At 70.3% G+C, this 14915-nt stretch carries 13 protein-coding genes; 7 read left to right on the top strand and 6 right to left on the bottom strand.

Annotation, left to right across the window (positions count from 1 at the left end; genetic code table 11):
* Positions 1 to 51 precede the first annotated feature (51 nt).
* Both ACFYWJ_RS25340 and ACFYWJ_RS25345 read left to right on the top strand, forming a co-directional pair.
* Positions 52 to 984, top strand: coding sequence for a family 2A encapsulin nanocompartment shell protein (locus ACFYWJ_RS25340; RefSeq protein WP_355281936.1), 933 nt, complete (start codon positions 52 to 54; stop codon positions 982 to 984).
* The gene (locus tag ACFYWJ_RS25345) at positions 956 to 2653 is read left to right on the top strand and encodes a family 2A encapsulin nanocompartment cargo protein cysteine desulfurase (RefSeq protein WP_355281933.1); all 1698 of its coding nucleotides are present in this window, start codon (positions 956 to 958) and stop codon (positions 2651 to 2653) included. Before ACFYWJ_RS25340 ends, ACFYWJ_RS25345 begins: the two co-directional genes overlap by 29 nt.
* Before the next feature lie 57 nt (positions 2654 to 2710).
* Here the strand turns inward: ACFYWJ_RS25345 and ACFYWJ_RS25350 are convergent, their stop codons facing one another.
* Together ACFYWJ_RS25350 and dapA are read right to left on the bottom strand one after the other, a co-directional pair.
* A complete protein-coding gene (locus tag ACFYWJ_RS25350; RefSeq protein WP_355281930.1) occupies positions 2711 to 4237 on the bottom strand; it encodes a DHA2 family efflux MFS transporter permease subunit in 1527 nt (508 codons plus the stop codon).
* Positions 4238 to 4299: 62 nt separating this feature from the next.
* Positions 4300 to 5193, bottom strand: a complete 894-nt coding sequence (dapA, locus tag ACFYWJ_RS25355) for a 4-hydroxy-tetrahydrodipicolinate synthase (RefSeq protein ID WP_355281927.1) — start codon at positions 5191 to 5193, stop codon at positions 4300 to 4302.
* Positions 5194 to 5263: 70 nt separating this feature from the next.
* On the opposite strand from dapA, the gene ACFYWJ_RS25360 reads away from it, so the two are divergent.
* Positions 5264 to 6157, top strand: a complete 894-nt coding sequence (locus ACFYWJ_RS25360; protein ID WP_355281924.1) for a LysR family transcriptional regulator — start codon at positions 5264 to 5266, stop codon at positions 6155 to 6157.
* A 63-nt stretch (positions 6158 to 6220) separates the two neighbouring features.
* Here ACFYWJ_RS25360 and ACFYWJ_RS25365 read toward each other — a convergent pair whose 3' ends face one another.
* The 4 genes from ACFYWJ_RS25365 to ACFYWJ_RS25380 all read right to left on the bottom strand — a co-directional run bounded on the left by ACFYWJ_RS25365 (position 6221) and on the right by ACFYWJ_RS25380 (position 10123).
* Positions 6221 to 7138, bottom strand: coding sequence for an ABC transporter substrate-binding protein (locus tag ACFYWJ_RS25365; protein ID WP_355281922.1), 918 nt, complete (start codon positions 7136 to 7138; stop codon positions 6221 to 6223).
* Positions 7139 to 7169: 31 nt separating this feature from the next.
* The gene (locus tag ACFYWJ_RS25370) at positions 7170 to 8609 is read right to left on the bottom strand and encodes an MFS transporter (RefSeq protein ID WP_355281919.1); all 1440 of its coding nucleotides are present in this window, start codon (positions 8607 to 8609) and stop codon (positions 7170 to 7172) included.
* A 180-nt stretch (positions 8610 to 8789) separates the two neighbouring features.
* Entirely contained in the window at positions 8790 to 9401 is a 612-nt protein-coding gene (locus tag ACFYWJ_RS25375) for a GntR family transcriptional regulator (RefSeq protein WP_355281917.1), read from the bottom strand.
* Complete coding sequence (locus tag ACFYWJ_RS25380) at positions 9401 to 10123, bottom strand: GntR family transcriptional regulator (RefSeq protein ID WP_355281914.1); 723 nt, start codon at positions 10121 to 10123, stop codon at positions 9401 to 9403. The genes ACFYWJ_RS25375 and ACFYWJ_RS25380 overlap by 1 nt, the downstream gene beginning before the upstream one ends.
* 160 nt (positions 10124 to 10283) lie before the next feature.
* Here ACFYWJ_RS25380 and ACFYWJ_RS25385 point away from each other — a divergent pair, with 160 nt between their 5' ends.
* The 4 genes from ACFYWJ_RS25385 to ACFYWJ_RS25400 are packed head-to-tail and all read left to right on the top strand — an operon-like array spanning position 10284 to position 14908.
* A complete protein-coding gene (locus ACFYWJ_RS25385; protein ID WP_355281912.1) occupies positions 10284 to 11276 on the top strand; it encodes a BMP family protein in 993 nt (330 codons plus the stop codon).
* Between the two features lie 7 nt (positions 11277 to 11283).
* Positions 11284 to 12843, top strand: coding sequence for an ABC transporter ATP-binding protein (locus tag ACFYWJ_RS25390; RefSeq protein WP_355281909.1), 1560 nt, complete (start codon positions 11284 to 11286; stop codon positions 12841 to 12843).
* A complete protein-coding gene (locus ACFYWJ_RS25395; RefSeq protein WP_355281907.1) occupies positions 12840 to 13985 on the top strand; it encodes an ABC transporter permease in 1146 nt (381 codons plus the stop codon). Before ACFYWJ_RS25390 ends, ACFYWJ_RS25395 begins: the two co-directional genes overlap by 4 nt.
* Positions 13982 to 14908 (top strand): ABC transporter permease, encoded by a 927-nt coding sequence (locus ACFYWJ_RS25400; RefSeq protein WP_355281905.1) that lies wholly within the window; start codon positions 13982 to 13984, stop codon positions 14906 to 14908. The genes ACFYWJ_RS25395 and ACFYWJ_RS25400 overlap by 4 nt, the downstream gene beginning before the upstream one ends.
* The last annotated feature ends 7 nt before the right edge of the window (positions 14909 to 14915 follow it).

Below are 14915 nucleotides of genomic sequence, written 5' to 3' on the forward strand. Positions count from 1 at the left end.
AGGCTGACTCCGCCGGTTAACCGTCGATTTGCCTATACGCAAGGTGGTTCGATGACCAACGCTGTACCGCGCCCGGTTGCCCTCGGCGATGTCGCCGCCCGGACACTGGCCAACGCGACCAAGACCGTCCCCCAGATGGAGTCGATCACTCCACGGTGGCTGGTCCATCTCCTCAACTGGGTACCGGTCGAGGCCGGTATCTACCGACGCAACCGCGTCACGCACGAACAGACCGTCGATATCCAGTGCGACAACTTCGACGAGTCGCCCCTGCCGGAGACCTTCATCGACTACGAGAAGGAACCGCGCGAGTACCGCCTCAAGGCCGTCAACACGATTCTCGACGTGCACACCCGGGTCTCGGACCTGTATTCGAGCCCGCACGATCAGATCGCTCAGCAGTTGCGGCTGACCATCGAGGCGATCAAGGAGCACCAGGAAGGCGAGCTGATCAACAGCCCCGACTACGGGCTGATCGCCAATACCGTGGAGCGCCAGCGCATCACGACCCTGGCCGGGCCGCCGACCCCCGACGACCTGGACAATCTGATCACCAAGGTCTGGAAGGAACCCGGCTTCTTCCTCACGCATCCGCAGGGTGTCGCCGCCTTCGGCCGGGAATGCACCCGGCGCGGGGTGCCGCCGCCGACGGTCAGTCTGTTCGGCTCCCAATTCATCACGTGGCGCGGGATTCCGATCATTCCGTCGGACAAGGTGCCCGTGGTGGACGGCAAGACGTCGTTCCTGCTGATCCGCACCGGCGAATCCCGCCAGGGTGTGGTGGGGCTGTACCAGCCGGGGCTGGCCGGGGAGCAGGGGCCGGGCCTGTCGGTGAAGTTCATGGGCATCGATCGCAGCGCCATCGCCTCGTACCTGGTGTCGCTGTACTGCTCGCTGACCATCCTGACCGACGACGCGGTGGCCCTGCTCGAGGGTGCCGACGTGGACAAGTTCCATGACTACGCCCCGTCCTACCGGGCCTGAGGCGGGCGGCGGCGACGGACTCCCGGACGAGGCGACGCTCGCGCGCCTCGCCGGCGAGCTCTTCGCCGCGCTGCCGACCGGAGCGGCGGGCACACCGGGGGTGTCGCTGCTGCAACCGGACGCCCCGTCCGCGCCGGTCACGCCACCCGCGCCCGCCACGAAGGCACCGCCGGTCTTCCAGCCCGCACCCCCGGTGGGGGCCTCGGGAAGTTCGGTGCCCGGTGGTCCGACCACCGCGCCCGCGGTGCCGGGCTGGGGTGCCGAGCACGTCCCGTCGAGCCCGCCGGTCCGGGCCGACGCCGTGCATGTCGATCCGTTCCTCGCGGTGCTGCCGTCGTTGCGCGACATCCTGTCGCCGCCGCGTGCTCCGGTGGCACCGGCCCCGCCCGGCGCGCCGTCGTTCTATTTCCTCGACGGCGGGCCGGTCCCGCCGGTCGCGGCCGATCCGCATCCGGCCTTCGACGTGCACGCCGTGCGCGCCGACTTCCCGATCCTGGCCGAGCGGGTCAACGGGCATCAGCTGGTGTGGTTCGACAATGCCGCCACCACGCAGAAGCCACGCGCGGTCATCGATCGGCTGGCGACGTTCTACGCGCACGAGAACTCCAACATCCACCGGGCGGCACACGAATTGGCGGCCCGGTCGACCGATGCCTACGAGCAGGCGCGCGAGACCGTCGCCCGCTTCCTCGGCGCGGGGTCGCCGTCGGAGATCGTGTTCGTGCGCGGCGCGACCGAGGGCATCAACCTGATCGCCCAGACCTGGGGTCGCAAGAACCTGCGCGCGGGCGACGAGATCCTGATCTCGCACCTCGAGCACCACGCGAACATCGTGCCGTGGCAGTTGCTGGCCGCGGAGACGGGCGCGCGGATCCAGGTGATCCCGGTCGACGATCGCGGTCAACTGCTGCTCGACGAGTACACCCGATTGCTCTCCGACCGCACGAAACTGGTGTCGGTGACCCAGGTGTCCAACGCGCTGGGCACCATCACCCCGGTGCGCGAGCTGACCGCCCAGGCCCGGCGGGTCGGGGCCACGGTGCTGATCGACGGCGCGCAGTCGGTGCCGCACACCCCGATCGATGTGCGCGACATCGACGCCGATTTCTTCGTGTTCTCCGGGCACAAGCTGTTCGGGCCCACCGGAATCGGCGCCGTCTACGGCAAGTCCGCGGTGCTCGAGGACATGCCGCCGTGGCAGGGCGGCGGCAATATGATCGCCGATGTCACGCTGGAACGCTCCACGTTCCAGCCACCACCGGGCCGGTTCGAGGCGGGTACGGGCAATATCGCCGACGCGGTCGGCCTCGCCACGGCCATCGATTACGTCTCGCGCATCGGCATGGACGTCATCGGCCGCTACGAACACGAGTTGCTCGCCTACGCGACCCCGCTGGTGGCCGCGGTGCCGGGCGCCCGGCTCATCGGGACCGCGGCGGAGAAGGCGAGCGTGCTCTCGTTCGTGATCGAGGGATGCGATCCCGTCGACATCGGCAGGGCGCTCAACGAACGCGGCATCGCGGTGCGGGCCGGGCATCACTGCGCGCAGCCGATCCTGCGCAGGCTCGGGGTGGAGGCGACGGTGCGGCCGTCGTTCGCCTTCTACAACACCGTCGACGAGATCGATCGGATGGTGCGGGTCCTGCACGAGATCGCCGGTCGGCGCTGAGATACCGCGAAAGCCCGGGGGGAACACCGTGTTCCACCCGGGCTTTCGCGAATCGGATCAGACCATGATCGACGCTTCGGCGTCGACCGGGGCGTCCGGTTTGGTGCGCGGCAGGAAGAACGCCGGGATCAGGGTCAGGCCGGCGAGGATCACCGCGACCCAATAGGTGTGGCTGAACGCCTCGGCGGCCAGGTCCAGGCCCTGCTGGATCAGCTCGGGCGGGAACTGCGCCGCGAGTTCGGGCTTGGCGTTGGAGGCGATGCCGATCTTGGTCGCCGGGTGGTCGTTGAGCTGGGCGGCCAGCACGACCGACATCACCGCGGTGCCGATCGAGGCCGCGGTCTGGTTGATGATGTTCATCAACGTCGAGCCGCGCGCCACCTGGGCGTGCGTGAGCGTCTGGATGGCGGCCGTCATCACCGGCATCATGGTGCAGCCCATGCCCAGACCCATCACGAACAGCGCGCCGCCGATCATCAGGTAGGACGTGTCGGCCTCGAGCTGGGTGAAGCCGGCCAGCCCGATGGTGATGAAGGTGATGCCGAACAGCACGATCTTGCCGGGCCCGATCTTGTCGACCAGGAAACCGGCGATCGGCATCGTCAGCATGGCGCCGATGCCCTGCGGGGCCATGAGCAGACCGGAGTCGAACGCCGTCTCACCGCGCACCTGCTGCAGGTAGTTGGGCAGCAGGAAGCCCGCGCCGAAGAACGCTGTCGCGAACAGCGACATGGTCAGCACCGAGAAGCGCAGCGACGGGTTGCGGAACAGGCGCAGGTCGATCAGCGGATGCTCGGTGCGCAGCGCGTGGAACACGAACGCCACCAGCAGGACCGCGCCGACGATCGCGGGGACGAGCACGCGCGCGGCGAGCACCGTGCCCTTCTCCGGGATGGAGGAGACGCCGAACAGGAACAGGGCCAGGCCGGGCGAGGCCAGCAGCATGCCGAGGAAGTCGAACGATTCCGAGGGCTTGGGCTTGTCGGGCGCGAACACGATGTAGGCCAGGACCAGCGCGACCAGGCCCAGCGGCAGGTTGATCAGGAAGATCCAGTGCCAGCTGAAGGAGTCGATCAGCCAGCCGCCGAGGATGGGGCCGCAGATCGGGCCGAGCAGCATGGGCACACCAAGGACCGCCATCACCCGGCCGATCCGCTGCGGGCCTGCGGCGTGGGTCATGATCGTCATGCCCAGCGGCATGAGCATGCCGCCGCCGATGCCCTGGATGACGCGGAAGGCCACCAGCGATTCGATACTCCACGCCATCGAGCACAGCACCGACCCGATGATGAAGAAGGACAGCGCCGCCATATAGAGGCGTTTGGTGCCGAAGCGGTCGGCGGCCCAGCCCGTCATCGGGATGACCGAGGCCAGGGCCAGGGTGTAGCCGGTCATGGTCCAGGCGACGACCTCGACGGAGGCGTTGAAATCCGCCATGAACGTCGGAATCGCCACGGTGACCACGGTGATGTCGAGAATCGACATCACCGCGCCGAGTACGACCACGCCCGCCACTTTGAGTACGGCGGCGTCCAGCTTGTCGGAGGTGGGATCGGCGGCGCCGATATCCGGAGGTTTCGTCACCGCTTGAGCCTGGCACCTTTCGCCCCCGAAGACCAGTGAAATTTACTGTTCGTGATCTCGGGTCACACCGGCGTCACCGCCGCCGCCTCCGCCGCCCGCAGCGCCGCGATCGTGGACTCGGACGAAGCGGACAACAGCGGCAGCCGGACAGCCGCGCTGGGGATCAGGCCACGCTCGGCGAGCACCGCTTTGATCACCGTCGGATTGGGTTCGGCGAACAGCGCGGCGCCGAGCGCGTCGAGGCGATGCCCGAGCGCGCGGCCCCGGGCGACATCACCGGCGAGCCACGCGGCGATCAGCTCCGCGTAGGCGGCGGGCGCGATATTGGCCGCCGCGAGGATGCCGCCGCGCGCGCCGAGCGCGAGCAGGGCCGAGGCGAAGCGGTCGTCGCCGCACAGCACCGTCGTCGTCTCCCCGGCCCGCGCCAGCAATTCGACGCTGGCCGCGTCGACACCGCCGACGGAGTGCTTGAACCCGGCGATGTTCGGAATGCCGGCGAGCCGCACGAGTGTGTCACCGCCGAGCGGGCGCGCGGTGCGATAGGGCACGTCGTAGACGTAGAGCGGCGCCGGGCTGGCGGCCGCCAGCGCCGTGAAGTGCGCGATCACGCCCTCCTCGCTGGGCCGCACGTAGTACGGCACCACCGCGAGCACGCCCGCGATCGGCTGCCGCAGCGCACCCACCGCCCGGACCGAGTCGGCGGTGGCGTTGCCGCCCGCGCAGACGATCAGCGGTGCGTCCCGCTCGGCGCAGACGCCGGCGCAGCGGTCCAGGACCAGCGCCCGTTCCTCGGCCGTGAGGGCCGACGGCTCGGCGGTGGTGCCCAGGGCGACGAGCCCGGTCGCGCCGGCGTCGAGCACCCGGTGGGCGTGCTGTTCCAGGGCGGTGAGCGCGAGCTCGCCGTCGGCGGTGAACGGGGTGATCATGGGGACGAACAGTCCCTGCAGCGATGTCATGGGTCCATCGTCGAGCCACGAATACATCAGGTCCAGTTCACGTTCCTGACGACAAACGTAAGCTGAACTGATGCTGGATGTCCGCAAACTGCGCCTCCTGCGCGAACTCGCTCATCGCGGCACCATCGCCGCGGTCGCCGACGCGCTCAGCTACACGCCGTCGGCGGTGTCCCAGCAGCTCACCGCGCTCGAACGCGAGGCGGGCGTCCCCCTGCTCGAACGCACGGGGCGACGCGTCCTGCTCACTCCCGCGGCGCATCTGCTCGTCGGCCACACCGAGACGGTGCTGGCCGCCCTCGAACGCGCCGATGCCGAATTGGCCTGCGCCCGTGACGAACTCGTCGGCACCCTGCGCATCGGCGCCTTCCCCACGGCCGCCCGCACCCTGCTCTCGCCCGCCCTGGTCACCCTGAGCACCGACCATCCGCGCCTGGAACTCACGGTGACCGAGATCGACCCCGCCGAGGTCCCCGACGCCCTGCGCGCCGGCATCCTCGACATCGCCCTCACCCACGACTACGACCTGGTGCCCGCCACTCCCGACGCGGCCCTGCGCACCGAGCCCCTGCACTCCGAGACGGTCCACCTCGCCACGCGCACCCCGGCTGGCACATCGGATCCGCTCCGCGCCCAAGTCGAATCCCCGTGGATCGCGGGCACTCCCGGCACGCTGTGTCATACCGTCACGCTGCGCGTCTGTCAGGCCGCGGGCTTCACCCCGCGCATCCGCCATCACGCCGACGATTTCACCACCGTGCTGGCACTGGTCGCGGCGGGCGCGGGTGCCGCGATCGTCCCCGCGATGGCCCTGCACTCCCCGCCCGCCGCGGTCACGCTGACCCCCTTGCCGATCCGGCGCCACACCTATCTGGCCCACCGCAACGGCACCGATGCCCACCCGGCGGTCCAGGCCGCGCGAACGGCATTGCGCGCCGCCGCGGATCGCACCGACCCGGGCGGCTGAGCACGGGGTTGCCACCCGGCGGGGGCCGTCGCCGGACCAGGCGCCGGCCCCCGCCGGGTGGGTTCAGCGGGGCGAGCCGGTCAGCTCGATGCTGTCCACGATGCCGGTCTCGATCAGGTCGGCGAAGGGCGGTGCCGTGCGCACCATCCCCGCTTCGGCCAGCATCCGCATCCACCGATCGCTGGCGGCGGTGTCGATGCGGACCGTCTCCCAGGTGCGCGATGCCCTGATGCGCTCGCAGGAACGCAGCAGCGTCGACGTCGCCACGTTCGGCCAGTGGGCGGCGAGCAGCGGTTCGAGCTCGGCGACCGCCGTTGTGCGCAGACGCCGCATGGCCAGGTCGAGGGCCGAGGTGAACCGCACCAGACGATCCGACAGTTCCTCGAACCGATCGGTGCGCAGGTAGTACACACTGTTCGGACCCAGTCCCCCGGCGTCGGTGTAGTCGATCGCGATGACACCGGTTCCCCTGTCCTGCAGGATCTGCGCGGTCGTCAGGTCGAGGATGATCGCGTCACCCAGACCCGCCTCGAACAGTTCGACGAACATCGGCGTCGACAGATCGCGCAGGAATTCGATGTCGGCCGGATCGACGCCGGCCTCGCGGATGAGCCCCGCGGTGAAGGCGTACGGCGCGCTGCCACCGATGCCCGGCGCCAGCACGGTCCGGCCCACCAGGTCCGCCCAGCCGAATCCGGCGTGGGATTCGCGGACCACCAGCGCCTTGGGGAACTGGTGGTTCAGCTGAGCGAAGACGGTCAGTTCCCGTGGTGTGCCCCAGTACATTCCGGGAACCCACAGGCCGCCGAGGGCGATGTCGGCGGCGCCGCTGTCCAGGTCGTCGAGGACGCCGGTCCAGGGATCCTTGGCGGTGGCGGTCACGGCCAGGTCGTGCGCGGCGAACAGACCGGTATCGGCGGCGACATACTCCGGCAGATAGTTCAGTCCGTGCGCGGTGGCGGAGATCTTCAGTTCGTCCATGATCGGGCTCCTCTGCTCGAACGGTCGGGGACTAGGCGGGGGCCGCAGCGGTTTCCCCGCTGACGACCTCCAGGGGCTTTCCGAAGGTTTCGGGGCCGAAGCGGGCGGCGATCACCAGCAGGGCGTACATCGCGGCGATCATCGCGAAAACACCGGGGACACCGGCGATGTCGAAGAAGAACAGGGCGGGAAAGGGCATCACGGCGCCCGCGACATTGCCGATCCCGTTGACCACCGAGGCGCCCATCGCGCGGACCGAGGTCGGGAACAGCTCCGGCGACCACACCGAGAGCATGGTGTTGAGCAGCATCGTGAAGAACTGGAAGATCATGCCCAGGGTCAGCAGGAGCAGCGTCGAGTTCGCGAACAGGGCGAAGGCGATCGCCGAGACGCAGCCGAGCACGGCCGCCGCCATGACGGTCACCCGGCGGGGCGCGCGTCCCGCGAGATAGCAGGCGGCGCAGGCACCGAACAGGCTGCCGATGTTCATGATCATGGTGAAGGCCAGCGAATCGGTGAGCGAGTAGCCCCGCGACACCAGCAGGATCGGCATCAGGAACAGCAGGGTGACCTGCGCACCGAACGACATCCACGAGGCGGCGCCGACCGCGGCGACCCGGCGCAGATTGCGGCCCTTGAAGACTTCGGCGTACGAGGACTTGGTCTTCCGCGGGATATCGGCCTCGGTGACATAGCGAACCGTGGCGCCCGGGTGCCGCAGCCCCGCGATGCTGCCGCTCCCGAGCCGGGTGAGGCTCAGATTGGCCTCGTCGATCCGCCCCTTCGACAGCAGGAAGCGCGGCGATTCGGGCAGATACCTGCGGAAGTAGACGACCAGGACCGCGGGAACGGCCAGGATCACATACGTCCAGCGCCACGAGGTGTCGTCACCGCCGAGGACGCCACCGAGCGGACCGAGCACCAGGGCGAAGAAGCCGAAGGACGCGATATTGCCGATGCCGCCGGAGGAGATGTTGAGCGTCGCCAGCAGCGACCCGCGGTGCCGGGTGGCCACCAGTTCGGCCAGGATCGCCAAGCCGACGGTGAACTCACCGCCCAGACCGACGCCGACGACGAACCGGCTGGCCAGCAGCATCTCGTAGTCGACGGCGACGGCACTGATCAGACCGCCGAGGGTGTAGACGAGCAGGTTGAGGCTCAGCGCGGTGCGGCGGCCCCAGCGGTCGGCGAGATAGCCGCCGACGAGCCGGCCGACCAGGCCGCCGATCACGGTCACCGTATTGATCAGGGTGAGCTCGGCATTGCCGATGCCGAAGGCGTCTTTCAGCAGCGGGCCCATGGCGCCGGTCGAATTCTGTTCGAGCGAGTCGAAGAACAGCCCGGCCATCAGCAGGGCGATGACGACGACCTGCACCCGGCCGAAGCCGATGCGATCGAGCGCGGCGGCCAGGCCGGGGGACGCGGCGGGCGAGGAGGTGGTGGACGGAGTGTCAGAGGAGGTGAGGGACATCGCGGACTCCGGGGACGGGAGCGACACCGACAACGTTCGCATCGGCGAGCTGCCTCAGCGGCACTGGAGGCAAGCTGCCTACTTTGTATGCAATCCCGTTGACCTACACGTTTCGACCACATCTAATCACGTTAACTGATCGATATATCCCGCCAGATTGAATGCAATCGCGATCGAGGGTCAGGAGGAGAACGTGCCCGCGAAGTACACGTCGTCGCGGCGCAGGTGCTCGTCCATGAGGTAACCCGCCTGCACGACAGCGCCGTTGAGGACAGCGATCGCCACCGCGCGGTGGTCGCTCGCCGACACTTCCGGATTGTGGCCGAGTGCCCAGCGCACCCGCGCGTTCACATCACCGAGCAGCCTGCGCAACTCGTCGTTGCCGGAGGCACGGGCGACCAGATCATGGAACGGCGATCCGGCGCCGCCGGATTCGGCGCGCTCGCCGTCCACGTAGCCGGACAGCTCGCCGGCCACCGCGCCCCCGCGATTCTCCGCGGCCAGCTGCGCCGCCAGCACTTCCATTCCCCGCCGCACCTGGAGCAATTGCCGCGCGACCGACACCGGCGGCTCCGCGACCGTGGCACCACGATGCCGGACGATCGTCACGAAGCCCTCGGACTGCAACCGCGCCAGCGCCTCCCGCACGGGAATGCGCGACACCCCGAACCGCTGGGCCAGCGCTTCGGCGACCAGCCGCTCCCCCGCGGGCAATCGGCCCGACAGGATCTCCGCGCGCACCGCCCGCGCGATCGTCTCCCCCGACGAATCCTGCGCCGACTCCGCAATCATCACGCGCTCTTCTCGCGCTGCGAGGTCCGCTGGCGGGTGCGGGTGGCCGAGACCGGGTCGATGGCGGGCATGGACCACTGGGCCGAGAGCGCGAGGCTGGGTTCGCGGCCCGAGGCCACGTGGCGGTAGGCGATCTCGGCGGCGGCGTCCGGGTCGCCCGCGGCGATGGCGGCGTAGAGGGCTTCGTGTTCCTCGCACTGGGTGCCGGGGTCGCGCTCCTTGGTGAGGTGGAACAGCCAGCGGACCCGGGATTCCAAGGGGCGCAGCAGCGAGTGCAGCAGTGGGTTGCCGGAGACCTCGACGATGAGGGTGTGGAAACCGGCGTTGGCGGCGGCGATCGCGGCCTGGTCACCGGCGGCGGTGGCGCGGCGCGCGGAATCGAGCTGGTCGCGCAGCGCCGTGAGGTCGGCGGGTTCGGCGCGCTCGGCGGCCAGCCGCGCCGCGAGCACCTCCAGGCTCTCGCGGACGTCGAACAGGTCGCGCACATCGGTGACCGTGAACGGCGCGACGATCGCCCCCTGCCGCGGCACGATGACGACCAGGCCCTCGCGCTCGAGCATCTGTAACGCCTCACGCAGCGGGATCCGGGAGATCGCCAGCTCGGTCGCGAGATCGCGTTCCACCAGCCGCTGGCCGGGGCTCAGCCGCAGGTCGATGATCCGGTCGCGGAGCTCCTCATAGGCCCGATCCCGCAGCGACTTCTTCGCCGGTTCCTCCGTCACCGCACCATCCTTCCGCGCCTGCACAGCCCCCACGGTAGTACCGCGGACCGGGAGCGACCGTTTCTTACGTTTCGGTAATCCGCCCGTCATCTGCGGGCACCAGGCTGACACTTAACGGTATACCGCTAAGTGAGCGGTTCGTTCGATCAAGGAGTACCCCGTGCACAAGTCCACTCGGCGCGCGATCGCCGTCGGCTCGGCCGCTCTCGCCGCCGCCGCCCTGCTGTCGGCCTGCGGGTCCTCCGATTCCGCCGCGTCGGGCGGCAAGCTGAAGGTCGGCGTGTTCTTCCCCGGCTCGCTGTCGGACACCGGCTTCATGCAGTCGGGGTACCTCGGCTACCAGCGCATCGCCGACACCCTCGGCGACAAGGTGGAACTGAGCAAGGTCGAACAGGTCGCCGCCAGCGACTACCAGCAGGCCCTGGTCCGTTTCGCCTCCACCAACGACCTGGTGATCTCCCTCGGCGGCCAGACCGACGCCGACGTGCGCAAGGTCGCCCCGCAGTTCCCGAACGTGAAGTTCGTCGAGATCGGCGGGCCCGCCGACGCGAAGCCGATGGCCAATCTCGCCTATTACGACCCGCAGCAGGCCGAGGCCGAGTTCCTCAGCGGCGCGGTGTCGGCGGCGGGCGCGAAGACCGGCGCGGTGGCCTTCGTCGGCGGGGTCGAACTGCCCGCGATCGTCAACGCCGCCAACGCCTTCGGCAACGGCGCCCGGTTCGCGAAGCCGGACGTGAAGGTGCTCACCCCGCAGTACGTCGGCGACTTCAACGACCCGGCCAAGGCCAAGCAGGCCGCCCTGGCCGACTACGGCGCCGGCGCGGGCGCGCTCGGCCAGATCGTCAACCTCGGCAAGGCGGGCATGGAACAGGCCGCGACCCAGTCCGGCGCGGCCATGGTCGGCGGCCCGATCCCCGGTGACTGCACCAACCCGGTCTACCTGGGCTACGTGCACACCGACATCGGCGCCGAGGTGGAGTACGCCGTGAACGCCGCGCTCGACAACTCCTGGAAGGCCGAGAACGTGCGCTTCGGGCTCACATCACCCAACCACGGCACCGATTTCGTGTTGTGCAGCAAGGACCCCGCGGTCGCCGACGCGCTGGCCAAGGCGACGACAGCCCTGTCCACCGGCGCGGTCAAGCCGTACTGAGGCCGGCATGAGCGCTTCCGCACTGACCCTGCAGGGATTGGGTAAGAGCTTCGGTGACGTGCAGGCCCTGCACGATGTGGACGTCACCGTCGAATCCGGCACCGTCCATTGCGTTCTCGGCGAGAACGGCGCTGGCAAGTCGACGCTGTGCAACCTGGTCTTCGGCGGCTACCGGCCCGACACCGGCCGGATGACGCTGGGCGGCACCGAGTTCCGGCCCGACTCCCCCGCCGCCGCGATGGCCGCGGGCGTGGCCATGGTGCACCAGCACTTCAGCCTGGTCACCACGATGACCGTCGCGGAGAACCTGCTGCTCACCCAGCGGGGCGTGCGGATGCGCCGGGCGGAGCTGACCGACCGGCTCGACGAGATCGCGCGGCGCTACCGGCTGCGGATCGATCTCGACCAGCGGGTGGCGACCATGCCGGTCGGCGCGCGCCAGAAGGTCGAGATCGTCAAGGCGCTGCTGCGCGATCCGTCGCTGATCCTGCTCGACGAACCGACCGGCGTGCTCGATCCGGCCGAGATCGACGCGCTGATCGACACCTGCCGCGCCGTCGCCGCCGACGGCAAGGCGGTGGTGCTGGTGACGCACAAGCTCGGCGAGGTCGCCCGGGTCGCCGACGCCGCGACCGTGCTGCGCCGCGGCACGGTCGCCGGAGGTGGGCGGATGTCGAACACCAGCATCGCGCACCTGCTCACGGCCATGGTCGGGCGCACCGCCGCCGATCTCGACCCGACCGTGGCCGCCACGCTCGGCCTCGACCCGGCGGCCGAACCCGTGGTGCGCGCGGCGGCACCCGACCTCGGCGAGGTCGCGCCGGTGCTCGCCGTCGACGGGGTCAGCGCGCAGCGCCCGGACGGCAGTGTGGCGCTGGACGAGGTCCGGCTCGCGGTGCGGCCGGGCGAGATCGTCGGGATCGCCGGGGTCGAGGGCAACGGCCAGAGCGAACTCGTCGCCGTGCTGGCCGGCGGTGTCGCGGCCACCGGCGGCACGGTCACCCTCGACGGCACCGATATCACCGCCGCGCGTCCGGCCACCCGCACCGGGCTCGGACTCGGGATCGTCCCCGAGGACCGCCACCGCGACGCGATGGTGGCCGACATGACGATCGCCGAGAACCTCTTCCTCGGACAGCTGGGCCGGTTCCGCCGGTTCGGCCTGCTCGACAAGCGCGCGATGGGCCGGGCCGCGCAGGCCGAGCTCGAGCGGTTCGACGTGCGCGCGGCGGGACCGTGGGTCCGGATGGGCGCGCTCTCGGGCGGCAATCAGCAGAAGGTGGTGCTGGCCCGCGAGCTGTCCACCGCGAACCTGCGCTGTCTGGTGGCCGCCCAGCCCACGCGCGGATTGGACATCGGCGCGGTCGATTTCGTGCTGACCCAGTTGCGCGCGGCCGCCGCCGACGGCTGCGGAGTGCTCGTGGTGTCCAGCGAGGTCCCCGAACTGCTCGCCCTGTGCGACCGGGTGTTCGTCGCCTATCGCGGCGCCCTCACCGGCCCGGTCGAGACGTCCGATCCCACCGCGGCCCAGCGGATCAGTGAACTCATGATGGGAGTCGCGGCATGACCACCTCGCTCGCGCACCGAATCCCCCTGCGCCGGTGGGCGCATCAGCCGGTCGTCGTGGCCGTGGCGGCCATGCTCGCCGCCGGGGTGATCGGGCTGATCCTGGCCGCCGCGGCCGGCGCCGCCCCCGCGGCGACCATGACCGCCCTGTGGGAGGGCATGTTCGGCAGCGACTACGCGATCGGCGCCTCGCTCAATGTCGCGGCGACCCTGATGCTGGTGGCGGTCGGCTTCACCATCGCGCACCGGGCCGGACTGGTGAATGTGGGTGGGGAGGGCCAGATCTGCGCGGGCGGCATCGCCGCCACCGCCATCGGCACCACTCTCACCGGCGCGCCCGCCGCCGTCACCCTGCCCGCGGTCATCGTCGGCGCGGGCGCGGCGGGCTGGCTGTGGGCCGCCATCGCGGCCTACCTGCGGGTGCGGCGTGGGACCAGCGAGATCATCACCACGCTGCTGCTCAACTTCGTCGGCCTGGCGATGGTGCTGCTGGTGGTGCACGAGCCCGCGCTGCTGCGGCAGCCGGTGACGTCCTCGGAGACGTTGCCGCAATCCGAGCCGCTCACACCGGCCGCGCATCTGCCGCTGCTCGGCATCGAGCGCTCCCCCGCGACGATCGCCCTGTGGATCGCGGTGGTGGCGGCGGTCGGCACGGCGATCCTGGTGCGCCACACCGCGCTCGGCACCCGGCTGCGGGCGGTCGGGCTCAATCCCGACGCGGCGGCCAGGCTCGGGTTGCCGGTGCCCCGGCTGCGCTTCCTGAGCCTGTCGGCGGCGGGCGCGTTCGCCGGTGTCGCGGGCGGATTGCTCGTCGCCACCGCACCGTTCGTGCTGGCCGAGGGCTTCTCCTCCGGGTTCGGCTTCTCCGGCCTGGTGGTCGGTCTGCTGGCCCGTGGCTCGCTGTCCGCCGTCGTCGCCGTGTCGCTGCTGCTCGGCTTCCTCGTCTCCGGCGGGATCAATCTGCAGCTCGCGGCGAACGTGCCCGCCTCGACCATCTCGGTGGTGGAGTCGCTGATGATCGTGTTCATCGCGGGTGCGGCCCTGTGGACCCGATCGGCCCGCACCGCCGAACCCGCCACGCCCCCACCGGTTTCCGCGATCGATACGACCGATTCCCCCGACCTGGCAGGAGCGCAGCGATGAGCCTCGACACGGTCACCGACATCGCAACCAGCGGTATCGGTTTCACCCTGCCCATCCTGGTCGCCGCCAGTGGCGAGCTGGTCAGCGAGCGCGCGGGCGTGCTCAACCTGAGCCTGGAGGCGATGATGCTCACCGGCGCGTTCGCCGGTGTGCTCGGCGCCGTCACCACCGGATCGCCGGTGCTCGGCGCGCTCACCGCCGTCGTCGCCGCGCTGATCTTCGGTGTGGCGCAGGCGATCTGGAGCATCGGTCTGCGCGCCGACCAGATCGTCGTCGGCATCGCGAGCAACGCCCTGGCCCTCGGCGCGACCACCTACGGCGCGCGGCTGCTGCTGGCCGACGGCAAGGGTCACTCCGTGCCGGGCTTCGACCCGCTGCGGATTCCGCTGCTGCACCGGATCCCGGTGATCGGTCCGGCCCTGTTCGGCCAGACCGCGCTCGGCTACCTGTGCATCGCCCTCGTGGCCGCGCTCGCGATCGTGTTCTCCCGCCGCACCAAGCTCGGCCTGGTGATCGACGCCATCGGCGAGGACGCCGTCGCCGCCGATCGCACCGGCCTGTCCGTGCGGGCCGTCCGCTACGGCTGCGTGCTGCTGGCCGCGGTCGCCGCCGGTCTCGGTGGTGCGCAACTGGCGCTGTCGGAGGTGCATTCGTTCAGCGACAACATGACCGGCGGCATCGGCTATCTCGCCGTGGTCGCGGTGATCGCGGGCCGCTGGCGCGCGCTCGGCGTGATCTGGGCGTCGGTGTTCTTCGGCATCGCGCAGGCGCTGCAGTTCGCGCTGCCCGCGCTGGGCGTCGACGTGCCGTTCGCGCTGCTGGTGATGCTGCCCTATCTGATCGCGATCGTCGCCGTCAGCGGCCTGGTCGGCAACAGCCGCTCGCCGCGCGACCTGACCGTCGCCTTCGCCCGAACTTCCTGACCCGTCC

The organism is Nocardia sp. NPDC003269, from assembly GCF_042888005.1.
Taxonomy (GTDB): Bacteria; Actinomycetota; Actinomycetes; order Mycobacteriales; family Mycobacteriaceae; genus Nocardia.

Coding starts and splice junctions, on each gene's coding strand:
- ACFYWJ_RS25340 (WP_355281936.1), top strand. CDS start 52: ATGACCAACGCTGTACCGCGCCCGGTTGCCCTCGGCGATGTCGCCGCC.
- ACFYWJ_RS25345 (WP_355281933.1), top strand. CDS start 956: ATGACTACGCCCCGTCCTACCGGGCCTGAGGCGGGCGGCGGCGACGGA.
- dapA (WP_355281927.1), bottom strand. CDS start 5,193: ATGACATCGCTGCAGGGACTGTTCGTCCCCATGATCACCCCGTTCACC.
- ACFYWJ_RS25360 (WP_355281924.1), top strand. CDS start 5,264: ATGCTGGATGTCCGCAAACTGCGCCTCCTGCGCGAACTCGCTCATCGC.
- ACFYWJ_RS25365 (WP_355281922.1), bottom strand. CDS start 7,138: ATGGACGAACTGAAGATCTCCGCCACCGCGCACGGACTGAACTATCTG.
- ACFYWJ_RS25370 (WP_355281919.1), bottom strand. CDS start 8,609: ATGTCCCTCACCTCCTCTGACACTCCGTCCACCACCTCCTCGCCCGCC.
- ACFYWJ_RS25375 (WP_355281917.1), bottom strand. CDS start 9,401: ATGATTGCGGAGTCGGCGCAGGATTCGTCGGGGGAGACGATCGCGCGG.
- ACFYWJ_RS25390 (WP_355281909.1), top strand. CDS start 11,284: ATGAGCGCTTCCGCACTGACCCTGCAGGGATTGGGTAAGAGCTTCGGT.
- ACFYWJ_RS25395 (WP_355281907.1), top strand. CDS start 12,840: ATGACCACCTCGCTCGCGCACCGAATCCCCCTGCGCCGGTGGGCGCAT.
- ACFYWJ_RS25400 (WP_355281905.1), top strand. CDS start 13,982: ATGAGCCTCGACACGGTCACCGACATCGCAACCAGCGGTATCGGTTTC.